The sequence below is a fragment of the Geotalea uraniireducens genome (genome assembly GCF_027943965.1).
GTDB classification, from domain to species: Bacteria; Desulfobacterota; Desulfuromonadia; order Geobacterales; family Geobacteraceae; genus Geobacter; species Geobacter uraniireducens.
In genome coordinates, this window is sequence record NZ_AP027151.1 from 1,037,433 (window position 1) to 1,058,822 (window position 21,390).

Below are 21,390 nucleotides of genomic sequence, written 5' to 3' on the forward strand. Positions count from 1 at the left end.
CAAGGGAGGTTGCCATGTTATACCATCTGAGCCTGTATCTCCACGGACCCTACGTGCTTTATTTCCTGACGGTAGTGGCTGCCCTATCAGTTATATCTTTCGTAAAGGAGAAGAGAGATGAGCGAAAAAGAGCTTGAATTGCTGGCAAGAATCGAGGAGTTGGAGCGGCACACCTGGCGGAACAGCGCTATCCTCCGCGCGGTGGCAATGGTCGCCGGTACGGCCATGATCGGGATCATCATCGCCTCGGGGGTCGTCGGCGGTGGTCATGGTAGTCACTGGTCGGGTCCGGCATGGAATACGATGTGGCTCTACGGGCTGTTTGCCGCCAATGCCGTGTCGATGTTCTGGACCAGCCACAAAGAATAGAACTTCCAATCACAGTCGCCGGCGAACTGCGGCTTCATCGCGACGGGGTCTCACTGTCCCGATAGCTGCCCGGTTCGCCCAAGGAGGATACGAAGATGCCAATGAGTATTAAGAATGCAATCCTGCTCCTCGTGGTGGTGTCGCTCTGCGCCGCCCTCAGCATGAAAGTGTTTCAGGGGCTCGACGCGATGATGGCCGACCAGTACTGGGTCGTCGACACGACGCAGGGCGATCACGGCTGGTACGCCATGGGGCTGCTCCCCCACGTCAAGCTGGTCGCCAAGGATGTGGTGAAAGCGGCCAACACCGACGCCGATCCGACCAACAACTACATCATTTACGCCCAGGCTGGCGACTTTGCCGGTAACGCCGTGTACGGCATCACCTACGGCATTCCGTTGATCATGTACCTGATCTGGTTTGCCTTCATCCTCGGTTTCCCCGATCGGGTCGATCCCTATCTGCTCCCTCGCCGGCTCTTCACCCTGGCGGTCATCGCCCTCTGTTCGATCGTCGTCAACCTCTTCCTGATGAGGATCGCCGCCGACTTCGCTCGCGACCCGATGTCCCGCATTGCCAATGTGGCCGGCAACCATTCGTCGCTCTTGTTCCACAATGCCGGCATCTGGTTCGCCATCCTCTTCTCGGCGCTTGGCACCCATAACCACTCGATTCAGGAGTCGCCGGCCCCCGACAGCCGCAATTGGCAGACCCAGGCCAACGAGAAGTTCTCCTGGATGTTCATCCTCCTCGGTGCCGTCACTGTCCTGGAAGTCGTCCTGGTCAAGGCCAAACTGGCCCTGCCCGACGCCGCCGTCGACTACTCGGTCTGGATCATCTGGGTGGTGATCTTCATGCGGATGTACGGCTTCACCCCGAAATACTGGGCCAAGCGGAGCCGCGGCATCGCCATCATGGTGGTCGGTACCGCCCTGACCCTGCCGGTCTTCTACTTCCTCGAACGAGCCACCGGCAGCCTCGGTGCCGGTTTCGCCTCGCCGATCCTCGCCAAGGCGCTCGGTGCCGACAATCAGAACATCGGCCTCTCGCTGATGATCTCCATCTATCTGATCTTCTGGATGGAGTTCTCGGCGGCGATCCGGATGAACGGGCCGGCCAAGAAAGCGCTGGAGCAGAAGGCGAAATAACCTTCCCCGGCGAAACCCCGCAGTACAAAAGCGACGGAGGCAGCTCCGTCGCTTTTTTTTGCCCGCCCGGCCGTGTTCCTCGCCCCGCCGGTCCGTGGATCGCTCTCAAGCTGTCGCTGCTCCCGCCGATAATACAACTGTTCGGTTACGTCAGCCGACCAAAGTTTTCTCGTGATCTTGTCCGGCCGGATAGGATATCATGGAATCTAATGAGACTGGTGACGTTGCCGGGCGATCTACGGGCAGGGGAGGTGGCGGTGAAAGGGTTTGTGGTTGGAGTGCTGGTGCTGTCGTTGCTGCCGGCGGTGGCTGCCGCCGCTGATGTTCCCCTGGAGGCCCCGCTCAATCCGGCGTTCCTCAGTTACCAGACGAGCGGTTCCCTCTCTGCCCGCGCCTCGGTGGTCCCGGTCCCCGTCGAGCATCCCACCGGTTATATCCCTTCGCCCCTCGACTATTCGCATCTCACCGGCGCCACGGCTACCTCCACCATCCGGTCGGCCATCGTCACGGCCACGACGTTGCCGGCGGCTTACGATCTTCGCGACTACAACCGGGTGACCCCGGTGCGGGATCAGGGTCAGTGCGGCGCCTGCTGGGCCTTCGGCTCGGTAGCTTCACTCGAATCGGGGCTGTTGCCGACGGAGGGCGACGACTTCTCCGAAAACAACCTGAAAAACACCAGCGGCTTCGATCTGGCCGCCTGTGACGGGGGAAACGGCGACATGGCGACGGCGTACTTTTCCCGCTGGAGCGGGCCGATCAACGAGGCGGACGATCCTTACTCGGCAACGAGTTCGACATCACCGTCCAATCTTGCCCCCGTCAAGCATGTCATGGACTCGCTGGTCATCCCGCCGCGGAATTCATATAACCTGCCGGACGCCGATGCCATCAAGCAGGCGGTCATGACCTACGGGGCTGTAACCACCAGCATTTTTGTCGATAGCGGCGCTTCCAGCAGCAGACTGTCGGCGTACTACAAGCCGGCCACCGCCTCCTATTATTACAATTACGATAACAGTATCAACCATATGGTGGCCATCGTCGGCTGGGACGATAACTATGCGGCGAGCAATTTCGCCACCACGCCGCCGGGGAACGGGGCGTTCATCGTCAAGAACAGTTGGGGGACCTCCTGGGGGGACCAGGGGTACTTCTACGTCTCCTACTACGACACCAGTATCGGCCAGGACAATTACGTCTTTACCACCGCCCAGCCGGTTACCACCTATAACCGGGTCTATCTGTACGACCCGTTGGGCACGACGTCGTCGATGGGCTATAATTCGACGATCGGCTGGTTTGCCAATATCTTCACCGCCCAGGCGAGCGAGCAGCTCAAGGCCGTCGCCTTCCAGACCCTCGACGTCTCTACCCAGTATGAGGTGTACGTCTATACCGGGGTGACCGCCGGGGCACCCAGATCCGGCTCTCTGGTCGCTTCCTTGAGTGGCACGATCGCCAACGCCGGTTCCCATACGGTGGTGTTGACCACCCCCGTGCAGCTTACCCAGGGACAGCGCTTCTCGGTAGTCGTCAAGGTGACCGCCTCTACCTACAAGTATCCCATCCCGATGGAACGGCCCTATGCCGGCTACTCCTCCACGGCGACCGCCAATGCCGGCGAAAGCTTCATCAGTTTCGGCGGTACCAGCTGGGCGGACATTACTACTTCGTACGCCAACACCAACGTCTGCCTCAAGGCGTTTGCCGGCCAGGACAGTATCCCGCCATCAATCGGCTCCTTTGTCGTCCCCACTCCGGCGACGAGCCACACCATCCCGATTACCGCCCTCACTGCCACCGATAACGTCGGGGTTACCGGCTACCTGGTGACGGCGTCGGCCACGCTGCCGACCGCCGCCGACCCCGGCTGGTCCGCCAGTGCGCCGACTGGTTACCCCGTGACCGGCAATGGCACCATCACCCTCTACGGCTGGGCCAGGGATGCCGTCGGCAACGTCTCCGCACCTGCCACCGCCCAAGTGACGGTGGCGATTCCGACGCTGAGCGTTGCCGTCGCCGGGAGCGGCAGTGGCACCGCCACCAGCTCCCCGGCCGGCATCTCCTGCACCGGCGGCAGCTGCAGCGACCTCTACGACGCCGGCACACCGGTTACCATCTATGCCACCCCGAGTTCCACCTCGCTCTTTACCGGCTGGTCCGGCGACTGCAGCGGCACCGGCGACTGCAGCCTCACCATGAGCGGCGACAAAACGGTCACCGCCACCTTCGACCAGTTCCCGCCGGTCAAGGCCGGTACGGCGACCATGGGTTACTACGCCGACCTCGCTACCGCCTATGCCGCCGCCCCCGATGCCAGCCTATTCACCATCCAGGCGCAGGCGGTGGAGTTTATCGGCGACCTGTTGCTGAATCGCAATGTCGCCGTCGATTTCAGCGGCGGCTATGACAGCATCTTCAGCACCGTCAGCGGAGCTTCGACGATTAGCGGTACGCTGACCATCGGCGACGGTTCGCTCACCGTGAACGGGCTCGATATCCACTGAGCGTTCGGTTATGCACGGAAAGGGGCCGCTTTCCACGGGGAAGCGGCCTTTTTTTATCGTCTGGCCTGGCAAGGCGGGGCGGTTTGTTGCTCAAGCTTTGCGCGGATCTTCCGATAAAAAAAGGAAATAAATGGTGTTCCGGCCGGCAGTGGCAACGAAGTGCGGAGCGGAACGCCGTGGAGGGTCCTGAAACGATGCGTTTCAATGTGCAATGTGCTGGCCGGTCAGTCCTGATCTTTTTAATGCTCGCAGTGGTACTTGCCGGAACGGTGGTATCTTCTCCAGCCTGCCCCGCCGCGCCGACGACGGTCAGACTCGACAATCCCGATGGCAGTTCCTTCAATGGCCACATTCGCGGCGACGAATTCCAGAATTGGATAGAAACGGATTCAGGCCACAGCGTGGTGAGAAATCGGACGACTAAGGCCTGGGAATATGCCGAAAAGGCGTCGGATGGCACCCTGAGGGGATCGGGGCAGCTGGTTGTGCCGGGACAGCCGGCGCCTGCCCTGATCAAGCGCCATTTGAAGCCGCAGCGGAACGATGCCGCTGCCGCCCAATTCAGTGCGGGCCTGCAGCAGATTTACCAGCAACGAGTGAGCGCTTCCTCCTTCACCGGCACAACTTCATCAACGGTCACCACGAGCATGGCTCCCGGCGACTGGACGCCGATGCCGGTTTCCGGCAGCCGGAAGATCCTCCTCATCCTAGTCAATTTCAGTGATCGCACCCTGACCACCAGCGCCAACGACTGGTATGGCTCCGTCTTCGATACCACGCCGGGGGTCAAGTCGGTGGCCAATTATTATAAGGACAACTCCTTCAGCACCTTGAACATTCAGCCGGTCAGTCATACCCAAGCGGATAATCCTGCCGGGGTCGTGACCGTTACGGTCCCCTATGTCCACCCTTACAACGGCACGAGCGAGCAGACCTGGGTCCCGGCCGCAATAAATGCCGCGGCATCCTATGTCGACTTTGCCGCGCTCGATACCGATGGCAACGGCTACCTGGACCGTAACGAAGCGGTGGTCTACTTCATCGTTGCCGGATTCGAGAAGGCGTGTTCCGGCGAGACCCCGAGCATTTGGGCCCATGCCACTTCTTACGGTTCGGGCTATTTCACGGCGGGGGGCGTGAAATTCCAGAACTACGCCCTCAACGGCGAGCTGTATGCCACTGGAGTCCAAGGGACCATGGGGGTCATCGCCCATGAGATGGGGCACCAGCTCTGCGGGCTGCCCGACCTTTACGACACGACCTCTACCAATGCCGGCCTCGGTGATTTCTCGCTGATGGCTGGCGGCAGCTGGGGGGCCGATCTTGGCGAAAATCAGGGGACGACTCCGGTGGCGCTGGATGCCTGGTCCCGCGAGTACCTCGGCTGGCTGACGCCGGCTGCGCCGCCGGCTACCGGGATGCTGAGCGTCGGTACCGCCCTGTCGTCGAATTCCGCGGCCATCAAGCTGATCGACGCCACAAAGAGCACCAGTGAATATTTTCTGGCGGAAAACCGCTACCCGACCGGTTGGGACCGGGGATTGCTTGCCTATCTGGGGAGCGACTGGAGTGGCGGCCTGCTTGTCACCCACATCGACATTACCGTCGGCACCCAGGGCTCCAACGACATCAACGCCTATGTGGCCGGCGGTCACCAGGGGGTCATGGTTGAGCAGGCGAGTACCGCTGGCTGCGACATGGCGGCCTACGACTGTCCCGGATCGGCGCATTCCCTCTTCTACAGCGGCAACAGCGACGCCTTTACCGATGTGTCGACCCCTGACTCGAAATACTACTCCACCGCGTCATCCGGGCTCGGCCTTTCATTGATTTCGACCGCGGGCCAGAGCATGAACGCGCTTTTTTCCAAAGGAACCGTTCCACCGGTGATCGCTGCTGTTTCCCCGTTCGAAGACGACACGGATGTCTCCCTCGGTTCCACTGTCACGGTAACCTTCAGCGCCGAGATGAATCCGGCGACCATCACCGGTTCGACCATTACCCTGGCGGACAGTAGTGGAGCCGTTTCAGGGGTGGTTTCCTACGATGCGGCGACGAAAACCGCTTCATTTACTCCCACCCAGCCGCTTCAGCCAAGCACCGTTTACACCGCGACGGTTACCACCGGTGCCCAGGATCTGAACGGCACGCCGTTGTTCAGCGGTAAAACCTGGTCGTTCACGACCGGTTCGACGTTCTACAGCGAAACGTTCGATACGGGGGCTCTTCCCGGAGGGTGGAGCGTTGTCGATGATGCCGGCACCGGGGCAGTGTGGCGGTTCGATGATCCGGGAAGCCGGACTAACATGACCGGCGGCAGCGGCAATTTTGCCATTGCCGACAGTGACAATGCCGGTGCCGTGGCCATGGATACCGAACTTCGGTCGCCGGTGCTCAATCTGTCCGGGTACTCGGCGGTCTCGCTGAAATTCAGGACCTATTTCGAATCCTGGGATAACGAAGTGTGCGACGTTGACGTCAGCGCCAACGGCGTTGCCGGCCCCTGGACCACCGTCTGGAGTAAAAGCGGCGGCAATTACGGACCGGCTCTCGAACAACTGGATATCTCGGCCCAGGCGGCCCGCCAGAGCAATGTCGTCATCCGTTTCCACTATTACAACGCCACCTATGAATATTACTGGCAAGTCGACGAGGTGGAGCTTGCCGGTACCTTGGCGCCAAGCCGGAAGACCCTGTCGCTGACCTTTTCGGGGGCCGGTAACGGCTCGGTAAACAGCTCGCCGGCGGGCATCGCCAGCACCGGGGCCGTCTCGGCCCAGTTCGACGCCGGGACGCCGGTGACCCTGATGGCCACTCCCGGGGCTACTTCGGCCTTTTCCGGATGGTCGGGCGCCTGCACCGGCACCGGCAGCTGTATTGTCACCATGGATGCAGACCGGACTGTCGATGCCGGCTTTGCGCTCGTCATGCGGGCCCGGGTAGTGGGGAGCGCCACCAGCGACTTCGACACCCTCGTCAATGCCTTTGCCTCGCCGCAGAACGGCGCGAGTGTTGCCATCCTCGCCCAGAGCGCCGTATTCATCGAAGATCTCGTCCTCAACAAAAACCTCAACGTCTTCTTCAAGGGGGGGTATGACACCGGCTTCAGTAGTAACACCGGTTGCTGGTCCACCCTCGACGGCACCCTCACTATCGGGAGCGGGGCGCTGACGGTGGAGAACCTGATTATCCAGTAGCCTCCGCGACACCATTGACAGCGATGCCAGACTGGCGCAAGGGCCACTCTCCGACGGGGAGTGGCCCTTTTTTGCGCAGCGGCCGGTTTTGCAACTTGGTGAACAAACGGTCATTGCCGCATTTTTAATAAAAACGAATTATGAACTTGATTTCAGCTGATGAAAACGGTATACGAATGGTTGTATTTTTGTAACACTTTGTTTGTACGATGTTTTTTGGCGGTGTCGAACGATTTAACCGACTGGAATTATTCGGTTCGTTCCGCCAAGACGAGCGCACCACCGAAAAGGCAAACCTCGGGCAACCGGGGGACGCAAAGCTACCTGTCCCAACGGGATAGAGGGGCCGTCGAAGTGGCAGGAGCAGGGTATCCAAGCCCGCCGGTTCGATCCGGCGGGCTTTTTTATTGATATTGTGATCTGAAAACGGGGATTTGATTTGAACACTACTGTCATTAGGTTCGTGGTTTTTATCTGGGTTGCAGGTGCTGCCTGTCTGTTCGGATCCCAGGCAGCGTCCGCGGGTACGTTGCAGGATGCTCTGGATAACACCAGCATGAATTTTACCGCCGGTGGCAATGCACCGTGGGCATTTCAGACGGCGATTACCCATGATGGTGTTGATGCTGCCCGTTCAGGTTTGATCTCTGACAGCCAGGTGTCCTATTTTGAAGCCACCTTGACGGCGCCGGGGACGCTTTCCTTCTGGTGGAAAGTGTCGTCCGAGTTTGGCTACGATGGCTTGATCTTTTATCTGGACGGTGTTGCCCAGACAAGCATCAGTGGCGAGGTCGACTGGACTCAGGCAACGTTTGCCATCCCCGTCGGCACTCATAGCGTGCGCTGGGAATATTACAAGGATAGTTCCGCCAGCAGCGGGGCAGATGCCGGCTGGGTGGATCAGATTGTCTGGACAGAAACCGGTGTTTGCGGCTCATCGCACGGAAAGATCCTCAGTGCGGCGCCGGCGACAAATCTCTGCCTGTCGGGTACGGCGACGGCGGTCACCGGTTCCGGTCCCTGGTATTGGAGCTGTCAGGCGAATGCCAATGCGTCCAGTGTGGCCTGCAATGCTTACAACCCGGGATATTCGGCCATTACGCTGCCGCAGACGGGCCAGACCGGGTGTTGGAACGGTGTCGGCGACGTTATCGGTTGCGCCGGCACTTCGCAGGATGGCGAAACCTTGCTGGGAGACGCACGGCCGAGTTCCCGGTTGACGAACAATAATGACGGCACGATCACGGATAACCTGACCGGCCTGATGTGGGTGCGGGATGCCAATCTGATGAACAGCCGCGACCCGGCGTTCGACGATCTGGCCACGGTGTACGGCGTTACCTACGATGGCGCCGTCTCCTGGCAGCGGGCGCTGGATTATATTAAAAAGCTCAATAGCGAAAAGTACCTGGGATTTAACGACTGGCGTCTCCCCAATTTCAGGGAGCTTGAAAGCCTGCTTGGCGACCAGAAGACAGACCAGACGATCGGGAGCGACATCTTTGCCTGGCTTGCCGCAAACGGTTTTATCAATGTCGTTCGACCCAACGTGTCGTATTCGACCTACGATGGCTACTGGTCTTCGACCACCAATTTCTGGGATGGCAAATATGCCTGGGCCATAGATGTGAGCCACCGGACCATGATCTACCGGGATAAATCGTCGGCGCTTTCGGTCTGGCCGGTTCGCAGTCCACCGGCGGCAACTCTGCCCCGAACCGGCCAGGTCCTCTGTGCCGACACCAGCGGTGCCGTGATCGACTGCGCCGGCACCGGTCAGGACGGCGATTCGCGGAGTGGGGTCGCCTGGCCCGATCCCCGGTTTGTTGACAATGGCGATAACACCATGACGGATGTGCTGACCGGCCTTGTCTGGACCAAGGACGCGAATGCCCCGACCCTCGATGTCTGCCCCTCCGGCTACGGCAGCTGGTCGGGCGCTTTGGACTATATCCGCTGTTTGAACAATAACAATTTCCTCGGCCACAATGACTGGCGCCTGCCGAACCGTGCCGAACTGTCGAGTGTCGCCAATTTCAACGTGCCGGACCCGGCCGATTGGCTCATTGCCAGCGGGGTTCTCGTCAACAAAAACTGGACCCATTACTGGACATCGGACTCCGACATTACGCTGCCCAGCCTTACTCCGCGAAATAGTATCGGCGGCGATTATCCGATGACGGAAAACAAGAGCTCCTCTAACAATGCCTGGCCGGTCCGGGGAGGGACGAGCGCAAAACTGCTGCTTTCCCCGCAGTCGATCGACTTCGGCTCGGCCTATCTCGAGCAGGTCATGACCCGGGCAGTTACCGTCTCCAATCCTCTGGCCACTGCCGTCACGGTGAGCGCCGTCGCGGTGGGGGGGAGCAATGCCACCGATTTCACCCTCGGGGATACGTGCTCCGGCAGGACTCTCGTCCCGAACGGCTCCTGCTCGCTGCAGATCAGCTTCACTCCCTTGTCCTGTGGCAATAAGAATGCGGCAATTACCGTTTCCAGCACCAAGGGAGACTACACGGTATCTCTTGCCGGCCTGGCGTGCGGCACCGGTACGGCCAATCTGAAAGGCAACGTGCTCGACGCGCAGACGCTCCAGCCCCTGGCCAACACTACGGTGACCTTGGGAACGCTGCCCGCCGTGACCACCGATGCCAACGGCAATTACCAATTCAGCGCCCTTGCCGCCGGCTCCTACGAACTGGTTGTGACAAAGGCTGGATACAAGCCGTGGCGATCATTTGTTCCCGTGCTGCCTCTGGAGACGGCCGTCAGGAACGCCCATCTCTTCCCCACCACCTGGACCGGGGTGAATATCACCTCGATCAATTCCAAGTATTCAACGGGCAAGACGTACTATTTCCTGCCGGACATCGACTCGTTCACGACGGTGGATTTTACCGCCTATGTGGATTGGGGGGGGAAGACCCCCGGCACGGTGCGCTTCATCACCCCCGGCGGGTCGTATGACGTGGCTACGACTACGAATTCCGCCACCAAAGCGTTCAACATCGCGACGACGTTTCCCCCCTGTTCGACCCTCAAGGCGGTTGCGATTGCCGCCGACGGGACCACATCTCCGGAGGCGGCGGCCGATTTCCTGGTCACCAAGCCTCTTGCGGCTACCCCTCTTGCCTTTGTGAGCGATATCGACGGCTTTTCCTACAAGACGGCGGTACCGGTCAAGGCGGAGTTCCTGAAATCCCTGGAGACGGTTGTCGATAGCACGGTGCCCATCTTTGGCTCACACCCTTTTCTGGTCAACTATATCCCCGAGATGGATGTGTCCTTCAAGAGCGACGGGACCGGCAGCTACAAGTTTAGTTGGAAGAACAAGGCCTGGGGGGAGTCGCTGGAGAAAGAGTACTATCAACATCGTGATTTCCGGAAGTTCAAGACCAATTACCAGTACCTGGAACTGTTGAAGGCGGAGAGCGAAATTTATAAAACCCTGGGGCAGGCGATTCCGTTGCCAGCGGTCAATGTGGGCGGGCGGGAACTGACCTTTTTCCCCTTGCTCGATGTCGGCGTCGAATTCAATCCCAATTCCTGCACCAATAACGAGGCCGGTTGGAAATACAACGGCTCGGTAGGCTTTGCCGGTGATTTCAAATACGAGGCGGTCAGGCAGAATGTCACCCCGCTGGGGCCAATTCCGGTGCCATGGTATGTGAAGTTCACCCTTAGCCTGGGGGGCGATTTTACCCTCAGCGTTAACGACCTGTTCGACAAGAAATTGACCGGGACCTTGAATCTCAATCCTTCGGTGGCTGGATCGCTCGGGGTGGGGGTCCACGAAATGGGGGCTGCGGAGGGGACCTTGACCATGGGGGCCGAAACCAAGTGGCTGTGGCCCAGCGTCAATCCGATGCATCTGGAAGAGATGGCGATCTTCCTGGAGGAGAAGGCGCGGCTCTATATGGGCCCGTGGGAGTGGAACACCAGCTCGTACCGGCAGACCTGGTGCCTTGCCGGCCCCTGCGCCCAACAGGCCCCGCCGCTCCCGGTCGAAAATTCTGCCGAGCCGGTCCTCATCCCCCGGGATTACCTGAATGCCGGCACCGTGGCGTTCGAGAGTGCGCCCAGCCTTGCCGTCCGGCAGTTCGCCACGGCCAGTCAGACATACAACGTTTCGACCGCTTCGCTCTCCTCGGCGACCTTCCCGGTATCGAATCCCAGCCTCACTTCAGCCGGAAGCAGCACCAACCTGCTGTGGATTGCCGACAATGCTTCCCGGAGCCCGATCAACCGGACGATGCTGGTGCACTCGGCCTACAACGGTTCAACCTGGAGCGCGCCGGTTCCCGTGGCCGATGACGGTACCGGCGATGCCAGCCCCACGGCGCTGACCTTCAGCGACGGCACCATCGTGGCGGCCTGGGAGAACGTCCGGGACGCTCTGGCCGATACCGCGACCTTCCCCGAAATGCTGACCAAAATGGAAATTGCCGCCGCGGTGTTCAACCCCGCCACCAAGTCGTGGGGGCCGGCAGTCCGCCTGAGCAGCAACGCTACCCTCGACCGCAGCCCCAAGCTTGCCGGAACGGCCGGGAACAATCTGCTGCTCACCTGGATCGGCAATGACCAGAATGACCTGCTCGGCAGCGCTGCCAAGCCCAACAAACTCTGGTACGCCCGCTACAACGGTTCGGCCTGGAGCCCGCCGGCCATGGCGGCGACGGTGCCGTACGGAATCAATCGCTACAGCGTGGCCTATGATGGCACGGTCGCCAACGTGGTGCTCTCCCTCGACACCGACGGCAATGCCGGGACCATCGCCGATCTGGAGCTGTATCGGCTGAGCTATGCCAACGGCACGTGGGGGGGCTTGAGTCGGCTGACCACCGATGCGGTCATCGATGACAATCCCCAGCTTGCTCTGGCGGCGAACGGGGCTTTCCTGCTCACCTGGGTGAAGGGCGGAGAGCTGTCCAGCGTGACGGGGTTCGATTTCAGCCAGCGGACGGTGATTCGCCGCGAAGAGGAGTACTCCAGCACCCTGGCCGATTTCAAACAGGCCACGGCGGCCGACGGGAAGATTGCGGTCATCTACGCCGATACCTCTGACGCCGGCAGTTCCGATCTGTTTGCCGCAATCTACGACCCGACCTTCAAGCTGTGGGGCAATCCCCTGCAGCTTACTGCCGATGCCCATACCGAACAGCGGCCGACCCTGGCCTTTCTCGGCAATGACACCCTTATGGCCTGCTATAACCGGAAGCTGCTGATCAATGCCGATGGCTCCCTGGCAACGGGAGCCTATACCGAACTGGCCATGCTCAAGCACGCCCTGGGGGACGACCTGGCGCTGAAAATCGGCAGCCTGGCCGTTGATCCGGCCAATGCCCCTCCCGGCAGTGCCGTCACCTTGAGCGTTGTGGCGCAGAACGTGGGCGACAAGGCTGCCCAGAACATTGCCGTCGTGTTTTATCAGGGTAACCCTGCGGCAGGGGGGACGGCCATTGACGGGGCAACAATTGCCGGGCCGTTGCGGCCGGGCGATGAACAGGCGGTCTCTATCCCCTGGACAATTCCCCAGGGGAGTGCCCCGTTGAATGTTTACGCGGTCATCGATCCCGTGGGGGTGATCGATACCGTCAACCGGACCAACAACACATTGAGCCTGGCTGTTGCCGCCCCCGATCTCGGTGTGCGCACTCTCTCCGGCGAAAAGGTCGGGCCGGGCCGGTTCCGGTTGGTGGCGAGCGTGTTCAATAACGGCGGGACCGCCAGTCCGGCGTCGACCCTGACCCTGCGCAGCGACAGCGCCACGGGGGCGGTGCTGGCATCGCTGCCGGTTAAGGCCCTGGCGCGCTTCGAGAGCATCGATCTCACCTATGACTGGAATGCCTCGGCGGTGGCGAAGCCGTACTATACTGCGGTGGCCACTGTCGATGAGGCGAATGCCATCGCCGAAGGCGACGAGAACAACAACAGTTTCCGGGTTAGCCTGCCGGGGGATCAGCAAGATGTCCAGGCCTGGCCGGCGGCGCTTTCCTTCGGAACGGTTGCGGCCGGCCAAAAGGCCACCCGGGAACTGCTGGTCAGCAACGCCGGCACCGCCCCGCTGGCGGTGTCAAACGTCACGGTGGGCAGCCCCTTCGCTGTTGCCCCGGGGGGGAGCATCCCCTGCCCGAATCTCAGTCCCACCTTGCTGCCGGGCGTTTCCTGCTCCCTGGAGGTCAGCGTTACGCCGATGACGAGCGGCAGTTGGAACACGACGGCGGCCATAACTTCCGATGACCCGGATACCCCGGTGGCGAGTCTCCCGGTCAGTGCCTCGGTCCCCGTCACGACGTCCCGCTTAAGTGTCACCCTGGCCGGGGCTGCGACGGGCACTGTCACCAGCAGTCCGGCCGGTATCGCCTGCCTGGCGGGGACCTGCTCGTCTGCGTTCGTCCAGGGCTCAACGGTCACGCTGCTGGCGACGCCGTCGCTCGGTGCCTCCTTCAATGGCTGGTCGGGGGCGTGCGGCGGCACCGGCAACTGTTCCGTGGCGCTCTCGTCCGACAAGAGCGTGGTTGCAGCGTTTATGGTGCGAAACCCGCTGGTGAAGCGTGCCGGAACCACGCCGGCCTTCTTCGCCAGCCTGGGAACGGCCGGTTCGTCCGTCGCCACAGCGGAGGCCGTCACCTTCCTGGCCCAGGAAGGCGACTTTACGGAGGACCTGCTCCTCGCCGGCGCCGCCGAAAGGACGCTCCAGGGGGGGTATGACAATACCTTCGCCGCAAGCAGCGGCTATTCGCGACTGCTGGGGAACCTGACGATTGCGGGCGGTTCGCTGACCGTCGACCGTTTGATCATCGGCGGGCCTTCGGATGGCGCTGTCAGCGATGGCGCGCCAGTCATCATGCTGGCTGACACCCCTGCCACCTTCTATTCGACGTTTGAGCTGGCCTATGAAGCTGCGGCGAACGGGGCAGCAGATCTGCGGCCCATTATCATCAAGACGGGAACGGGGACGATCACTAATGGCTTGACCCTTGATCGCAATCTGGCCCTCACCCTCCTCGGGGGGCTCGACAGCACCCTTAGCCGCGGTGAAGAGTATCTTCACATCAAAGGGGCGCTGGTGGTCGAAAGCGGTTCGCTGGTCGTAGACCGGATTGTTGTCGAGTAATGGGATGAATTCCGCTGAACGTGAACTGGGGAGATTGTTTCGATGACTCTACCGAAGACGCTGATTGGTGTGCTGCTGTTGGTGATGGTGACGCTCTGCGCCGGTAATGCTGCGGCAGCAGAGATTTATGGCCGGTTGACGAACTCCGGCGGCAGCGGCATCGCCGGGGTTGCCGTGACGGTCTACGGCCAGGGGCAGGCGACGATCAACAGCACCCAAACCGATGCCACCGGCAATTACCGGATCAGCGGCCTGCCCGCCGACAGCTATCAAATCCAGTTCGATACCGGAAACAACGGCTATGCCAGTGCCTGGTACGGATCAAGCTGCCCCGGCGCCGTCTTGGCCGACAGCACGGTCTTCAATGCCAGCATGGTATTGGATTCATTGTCCGGTACCGGGACAATCCAGGGGCGGGTGACCGATAGTAACGGCAAGGGGCTTAATTACATCTATCCGACGGCAATGAAGGATTATTTCGATTACGCCGGTTCCGTCGCCACCGATGCCAACGGCTATTACACGCTGAATCTTCCTGCCGGCTGGTATACGATCTACTTTTCGGCCGCCGTGCACAATTCCATGTATGGAAAAGCGTTTATTAGTGAATATTTCGACAATGTCGGGGCTGACTTCCTGCGCGCACAGCGAATCAAGGTTACCGCCGGCTCAACCTCTACTGCCTCTGCTGTCCTGGAAGAAGGGGGCGCCATTTCCGGCTTGGTGACTGATAGCTATGGGACTGCGCTCAGCGGTATCGTCGTCTCTTTGTACGATACGAATGGGGGCAAGCTCGGCGAGGCAACTACTCAATACGACGGGACATATTCGTTCGGCAGCTTGCTGCCGCGGAATTACCGGGTGCAGTTTTCCCTGATGTCGAATACCTACCCGGCGTATGCCAAATATGGGGTCTGGTACAACGGCGCAACCAGCCAGAATGCTGCCAGCATCGCCGTGACTCCCGGATCGAACAGTACCGGTATCAATGCCGTTATCCCGCGAGGCAGCGTCGCCGGCAGAATTTCAACCCCTGACAATGCGGCGGTTACGAATGCGGAAATTTACCTGTATGATGACTCCGGCAAGCTGCAGGGGTCGGCATATACCGATTCGAACGGCGCGTACCTCTTCGACTTCGTGATCCCGGGGACGTATAAGATTCAGTTCAGGTTGCAATATGGAGCCATCACCGGGTGGTTTAGCGCCAAGAACAGCTTCACTGAGGCGACCCCGCTAATCGTTGCGGAGAAGGCGCAGGCGAAAGCAGACCTGGTCCTGAGCAAAATCGGCGGCAAGGTGACCGATTCAAGCGGAGTTCCGCTTGCCGGGATCTCCCTGGCAATTTATTCTTCCGCTATTGGCCAGTATATGGGGACCGTCTCGACCGATGCCAATGGCCTCTATAAATCGCCGCCGCTTTTTCCCGGTTCGTACAAACTCTATTGCTACGCAAAAACGACTCCCGATAACACCATGTATGCGGGCCAGTGGTATCCGACGGGAACCACCATTGTTCAGGCGGGTAATGTCGTCCTGCCGCAAGCCACCATCCTTGCTGATGTCAACATGCTGCTGAATGCTGTGCCGATCGGTTTCGTTTCGGGTCATGTCTACGATCAGAACAGCCTGCCGGTGGCAAATGCCCGGGTGTCGCTCATCAATCAATTCGGGACGACAAGCACAACCGTGGTTGCCGATTCGAATGGTTACTACAAAGCTTCCGTGACAAGCGGCGGCAGCTATCGGGTGAAGTTTGACAGCCCGTCGGATTCCGCGAGCAATTACCTGCCGAGCTATTACAATGGCAAAAGCTCTCTGGCAGGGGCAGACAGCCTGTCACTGGCGGTTCCCGGCGACCTGACGAATATCAACGGCATCTTGCCCCCGGGAGGCATTATTACCGGGACGGCGCGCAATTATGACGGTACGCCCCTCACGTATGGAACCGTGTACCTGTATGACGCAAATTACAATCAGCTGGGTTACACGTCGTTGCAGTCCGACGGGACGTATCGTTACGCCAAGCTGCCCAGTGGCGAATACTTCGCAAAACTGTCCTATTTTTATAACGGTGCAAACTCTCAGATCTGGTTCAACGGCAAAGACAGTTCCGCGTCTGCCAACGCAATCACCGTCAGTGCGCCACAGACCACTTCCGGGGTCGATTTTGCCCTGCCCAATGGGCGGATCTCCGGAACCGCTTCATATATAGCCGGTTGCCCACCCACGGTTCAAACCTTCAACCTGAGTACGGTCTGCGCTTACGATGCCGCGTCCGCGGCACTCAAGGGGTGCGTCCAAACCGGAACCGACGGGTCGTATGTTCTTGATGGGCTTGCCAGCGGTTCTTACAAAGTGCATTTTGTGTCGGATATGGAGAATATCCCTTCGCGGTGGTATGGCGGCGGGTATGATTCCAGCGGGGCGGCGCTGGTAACGGTTCAGTCGCCCAATGAACATACAGGCATCGATCTGCTGCTTGCCGAAGGAGGGACGGGCCAGATTGTCGTAGGATATCGGGATGTCGACGGGAATCCGGTTGACGGAGAGTACTCGCTCTACGATGCCGGCGGAGTGGATGTTACGGCCCAGGCCTATTTGCCCGTAGGAAATTACCGGATTAAGGCCGGCTTGTATTCAGCCTCCATTTCGCTGTACGCCTATTCCGGCTCGACTGCCCTGTATAATGCAAATTTCTGGTACGATGGCCAGGCCGATTTTGCCTCGGCAACGCCGGTGCCGATTACTGCCGGGACGACTGCCCAGGTGGTTCTGACCTATCAGAAAAGGAATTTGTCGTACTATTACCTGACAGCAACCCAAACTGCCGGGGGGGCCATGTCGCCAACGTCAAAAGTCGTCCGGTACGGGCAGAACGTCACGTATTCGTTCATTCCGGACAGCGGCTACGAAATCCAGGATGTCAAGGTCGATGATGTCTCGGTGGGGGCGGTGACGAGCTATACGTTCAGCAATATATCGGCCAGCCATGCCATTTATGTGGCTTTTAAGGTCAAACAGACGGATGCGAGCGCTCCGGTCGTCTCTTCCTTTATCGTTCCGCAACAGACCCAATCAAACGTGATACCGGTCACTGCGCTTGATGGCTCGGACAACACCGCCATTACCGGGTGGCTGATCACCGAAAGCTCCTCCCGCCCCGCCTTGGACGATCCCAACTGGCAGGCCAGTCCGCCATCATCGTACACGTCCGGGACCGCCAGTGGCCTGGTGACGCTCTACGCCTGGGCTCGGGACGCCGCCGGCAATATCTCCGCTTCGGCAAAGACTCAGGTCACCATCACGCCGCCCCCCTCCTTTACCGTCTCCGTCAGCCTGTCGGGCACCGGCAGCGGCGCGGTCAACAGCAATCCGGCCGGCATCGCCTGCACCTCGGGGACCTGTACGGGCGCGTTCGATGGCAATGCCACGGTTACGCTGCTGTCGACCCCCGCGGCAGGTTCCATCTTCAGCGGCTGGCTCGGCGACTGCAGCGGCATCGGCGACTGCAGCCTCAGCATGACCGGCACTAAAACGGTTACTGCCACCTTCGACCAGATCCCGCTGGTCAAGGCCGGTACGGCGATCATGGGGTATTACGCCGATCTCGCCGCCGCCTATGCCGCCGCTCCCGATGCCAGTAGCTTCACTATTCAGGCGCAGGCGTTCGAGTTTGCTGGCGATCTGCTGCTGGGCCGCAACATTGCCGTCTATTTCAGCGGCGGCTACGACAACGTCTTTTCTGCCCGGAGCGGCGCCTCGACGGTGAGAGGCACGCTGACCATCGGCGCCGGTTCGCTGACGGTGGACCGCCTGGCCATTCATTAACCCAGAAATAGCACGGGGGCCGCGCTTGTCGCCAGCGCCGCCCCCGTGTCCCCTCCGGATTGAACAATCCGTTAGCCCTCTTTCACCGTCACTGCCATCTCCTCCAACTCCCCCTCCAGGTGGGCGATCAGCGCCTCGATCGTCCGCGGGTAGTCGTCTGGCAGCCGTTCGACCTGCCGCAGGACAGTCTCCAGCCGGCGGGCGGTGGCAAGCGCCCCTTTGATGACGACCGCCGGGTCGCGGATTGGTTCTTCCCGGAGGGCGGCCACTTCCTTGAAGCGCTTGAGGATGGTTGGGTGGCTCCGCTCGTCCTCGACGACGCTCTTCCGCAGGTCGGCGTACTGGTCGTCGGAGAAGCTCTTTTCCTCCTTTGCCTGGCGGAGGAGGTCGATGGAGCGGTAGTCGGGGAGGGGGCGCGGCTCTTCGCGGCGGGCCAAAAGCTCCGGCTCGTGCTTTTCCATGAACCGGTAGGCGAGGGTCAGTTTCTGGGCGGTGTCCTTCTTGATCCGGATTTCCTTGGCGCAGTAATCTTCGAAACTGCCATACCCCCAGTCGCGGAACAGGTGCTGGGCGTTGACCGACAACAGCCGCTCCCCCAGTTCCACCCACGACGATTTGAAGCGCTTGGCCGTTTCCAGCACCTGGTAGCGTTCGGAGGCCGGGTCGAGGTCTTCCATGATTCGCTCGATATATTTTTCGCCTGACGATTTGGGGACGTCGCTCATCGGTCTGTACTCCATGGGAAATGTAGTCGTCTGTCGACCGATTTGTACCACAGTTTGGCCGTCGCTCCAACGGTCGATTGGTCACAAGCGCCCCCGGCGGGGATTTTTGGCTTGGCGGAGAGGATGCCGTCGGGGTACAATCGGCCCGTTTCATGAGTTTTGGCTGAGGGGAGGAGATGTTTGCCGATGAAAAAACTGAAGATCCTGATGGCCGCCTCGGAATGTGTGCCGTTTGCCAAGGAAGGGGGGCTGGCCGATGTCGTCGGCGTGCTGCCGAAGTATCTGGCCCGGCTCGGGCACGACGTGCGGGTGGTGATGCCCCGTTATTACCGGATCGATCCGGTGAAGTACGGCTTGCAGCGGTTGCCGGGGGTGCTGGTGGTGCCGATGGGGGTCATCGGCAATCAGTACTGTGCGGTCCACGAGGGACGGCTTCCCGGCTCCGAGGTGCCGGTCTACTTCCTGGAGCATCAAGGCTACTACGGCCGGAGCGGTCTCTACGAGGAAGACAACGTCGGCTACATGGACAACGACAACCGGTTCGCGTTCCTCTCCCGGGCGGCGATGGAGCTGCCGAAGATGATCGGTTTCGCCCCCGACCTGCTCCATGCCCACGATTGGCATACCGCCGCCGTGCCGGTCTTCCTCAATACCCTCTACCGGGACGATCCGCTAATGGCCGGAACGGCGTCGCTCCTCACCGTCCACAACATGCAGCACCAGGGAAATTTCTACGAAGGGCTGATGGATGTCCTCGGTATCGGCTGGGAACATTTCACCTTTCTCGGCCTGGAAATGAATGGCGAGACCAACCTGCTCAAAGGGGGGATCTACCACGCGACGATCCTCAATACCGTCAGCGAGGGGTACGCCCGCGAGATGCAGACTCCCGAGTACGGCTGGGGACTGGACGGGGTAGTGCGGGAGCGGGCGGCCGATCTGTACGGCATCCTTAACGGTGTCGATTACAGCGAGTGGAGCCCGGAGACCGATCCGTTGATTCCCGCCGGCTATTCGGCGGCCGACCTCGCCGGGAAAAAATTCTGCAAGGAAGAGCTGCAGCGGCAGCTCGGCCTGCCGGTCCGGGATGACGTGCCGGTGTTCGGCTTGGTGTCGCGACTGGTCAAGCAGAAGGGGATCGACCTGCTGGCGGAGGCGATCCCGCGGATTCTCGCCCTCGATGTCCAGGTGGTGATGCTCGGCGCGGGCGAACCGTGGGCCCATTTCTATTTCGGTGATATCATGCGCGCCTATCCCGACCGGTTCAGCTGCCGGATCGGTTACGATAACCAGCTTGCCCACCGGATCGAGGCCGGTGCCGATTTCTTCCTGATGCCGTCCCGTTTCGAGCCGTGCGGGCTGAACCAGATGTACAGCCTCCGCTACGGGACCCTGCCGATCGTCCGGGCGACCGGCGGTCTCGATGACAGCGTCGAGAACTTCAGCGAGACGGCTCTGACCGGTACCGGCTTCAAATTCTGGGCAGCCGATGCCGGGGCCCTTTTCGACACGGTTGGCTGGGCCGTCCATACCTGGTACCACCGCAGGGACGCCATGGATCTGCTAATCCGCAACGCCATGGCCCAGCGCTTCACTTGGGAGGATGCTGCCGCCAAGTACGAAGAACTCTACCTGCGGGCGCTCCGTAAACGGCGGGGTGGGGGGTGATCCCCCCGCTCCCCTCCCGTACCGCTCTGCCATTGTCGTCTCTGCCGTCTCCCGCCGGCGATTCTCTCCCTTTCCCGCCGCTCTCTTGAAGTGACTAAAAAAAATTTATTAAAATTTATAAAGTTTTTCTGGCTATCTCCGATATGTAATCACACATGGCTCGTGCGTTGTCTGTTTCGCTGAACGTTCGAGGAGTCACATTTGGGCGATGTTGCCGCAATCCGGAAGATTGATTGCCGATTCGGAGGGGGAATGACGGGGAAAATAGCAGTCATTGGCCTCGGTAACCCGGTCCTGACCGACGACAGCGTTGGGATCAAGGTCGCCCGGGCACTGGCGGAAACGATTCGCAACCGCGACGGGGTGGATTTCCTGGAGGTAGCAGCCGGTGGATTGCGGTTGATGGATGCGATGATCGGCTACCAGCGGGTGGTGATTATCGATGCCATGGAGACGGGCATGCTCCCGGCCGGCACGATCCGCCGCCTTTTGCCGGGAGATGGGGTGTCGACAAAAAACACCGCCTCCTCCTGCGATGCCAGTTTTGCCGCCACTATTGAACTGGGTCGCCGCCTGGGGCTGCGGCTACCGGAGGAGATCAGCATCTGGGGGATCGAGGCTGCCGATGTGGACTCCTTCGGCGTCGAGCTGACAGAGGACGTGGCCCGGGCGGTCCCCTGGGTGGTGGACGAGATCACCCGGGAACTGGCAGGGACGCTCGCCAGCGAGGCCACCGACACTGCTCGGGCAGGGAGGGAGTCGGCAGGGGATACCTCTCCGGCCCTGATGGTTGCCCTTGCGGCGGAAGGGACTGGCCGTTGCTAG

Annotated in this window: 9 protein-coding genes and 1 riboswitch; of the genes, 8 read left to right on the forward strand and 1 reads right to left on the reverse strand. The window is 60.5% G+C overall.

The window, feature by feature from the left end:
* The first annotated feature begins 117 nt into the window (after positions 1-117).
* The 6 genes from QMN23_RS04940 (at position 118) to QMN23_RS04965 (ending at position 18,172) form a co-directional block, all read left to right on the forward strand.
* Complete coding sequence (locus QMN23_RS04940; protein ID WP_282002255.1) at positions 118-369, forward strand: hypothetical protein; 252 nt, start codon at positions 118-120, stop codon at positions 367-369.
* A gap of 95 nt (positions 370-464) precedes the next feature.
* The gene (locus QMN23_RS04945) at positions 465-1,517 is read left to right on the forward strand and encodes a hypothetical protein (protein ID WP_282002257.1); all 1,053 of its coding nucleotides are present in this window, start codon (positions 465-467) and stop codon (positions 1,515-1,517) included.
* 209 nt (positions 1,518-1,726) lie between these two features.
* Positions 1,727-4,027 carry a lectin like domain-containing protein gene (locus QMN23_RS04950; protein WP_282002259.1) on the forward strand — a complete coding sequence of 767 codons (2,301 nt, stop codon included), beginning with the start codon at positions 1,727-1,729 and terminating at the stop codon, positions 4,025-4,027.
* A gap of 242 nt (positions 4,028-4,269) precedes the next feature.
* Positions 4,270-7,224 (forward strand): M6 family metalloprotease domain-containing protein, encoded by a 2,955-nt coding sequence (locus QMN23_RS04955; RefSeq protein ID WP_282002261.1) that lies wholly within the window; start codon positions 4,270-4,272, stop codon positions 7,222-7,224.
* Positions 7,225-7,503: 279 nt separating this feature from the next.
* Positions 7,504-7,578, forward strand: a riboswitch (cyclic di-GMP riboswitch).
* A 202-nt stretch (positions 7,579-7,780) separates the two neighbouring features.
* Entirely contained in the window at positions 7,781-14,341 is a 6,561-nt protein-coding gene (locus QMN23_RS04960; protein ID WP_282002263.1) for a DUF1566 domain-containing protein, read from the forward strand.
* 42 nt (positions 14,342-14,383) lie between these two features.
* Positions 14,384-18,172, forward strand: a complete 3,789-nt coding sequence (locus tag QMN23_RS04965) for a carboxypeptidase regulatory-like domain-containing protein (RefSeq protein ID WP_282002265.1) — start codon at positions 14,384-14,386, stop codon at positions 18,170-18,172.
* A gap of 71 nt (positions 18,173-18,243) precedes the next feature.
* Here QMN23_RS04965 and QMN23_RS04970 read toward each other — a convergent pair whose 3' ends face one another.
* The gene (locus tag QMN23_RS04970) at positions 18,244-18,897 is read right to left on the reverse strand and encodes a hypothetical protein (RefSeq protein ID WP_282002267.1); all 654 of its coding nucleotides are present in this window, start codon (positions 18,895-18,897) and stop codon (positions 18,244-18,246) included.
* A gap of 186 nt (positions 18,898-19,083) precedes the next feature.
* On the opposite strand from QMN23_RS04970, the gene glgA reads away from it, so the two are divergent.
* Both glgA and QMN23_RS04980 read left to right on the forward strand, forming a co-directional pair.
* Entirely contained in the window at positions 19,084-20,565 is a 1,482-nt protein-coding gene (gene glgA, locus QMN23_RS04975) for a glycogen synthase GlgA (RefSeq protein WP_282002269.1), read from the forward strand.
* A 252-nt stretch (positions 20,566-20,817) separates the two neighbouring features.
* Positions 20,818-21,390, forward strand: a complete 573-nt coding sequence (locus tag QMN23_RS04980; RefSeq protein WP_282002270.1) for a hydrogenase maturation protease — start codon at positions 20,818-20,820, stop codon at positions 21,388-21,390.

Excerpts from the sequence above, each read along its gene's own strand:
- QMN23_RS04940 (WP_282002255.1), top strand. The coding sequence starts at position 118 with ATGAGCGAAAAAGAGCTTGAATTGCTGGCAAGAATCGAGGAGTTGGAG.
- QMN23_RS04945 (WP_282002257.1), top strand. The coding sequence starts at position 465 with ATGCCAATGAGTATTAAGAATGCAATCCTGCTCCTCGTGGTGGTGTCG.
- QMN23_RS04950 (WP_282002259.1), top strand. The coding sequence starts at position 1,727 with ATGAGACTGGTGACGTTGCCGGGCGATCTACGGGCAGGGGAGGTGGCG.
- QMN23_RS04955 (WP_282002261.1), top strand. The coding sequence starts at position 4,270 with ATGCTCGCAGTGGTACTTGCCGGAACGGTGGTATCTTCTCCAGCCTGC.
- QMN23_RS04960 (WP_282002263.1), top strand. The coding sequence starts at position 7,781 with ATGAATTTTACCGCCGGTGGCAATGCACCGTGGGCATTTCAGACGGCG.
- QMN23_RS04965 (WP_282002265.1), top strand. The coding sequence starts at position 14,384 with ATGACTCTACCGAAGACGCTGATTGGTGTGCTGCTGTTGGTGATGGTG.
- QMN23_RS04970 (WP_282002267.1), bottom strand. The coding sequence starts at position 18,897 with ATGAGCGACGTCCCCAAATCGTCAGGCGAAAAATATATCGAGCGAATC.
- glgA (WP_282002269.1), top strand. The coding sequence starts at position 19,084 with ATGAAAAAACTGAAGATCCTGATGGCCGCCTCGGAATGTGTGCCGTTT.
- QMN23_RS04980 (WP_282002270.1), top strand. The coding sequence starts at position 20,818 with ATGACGGGGAAAATAGCAGTCATTGGCCTCGGTAACCCGGTCCTGACC.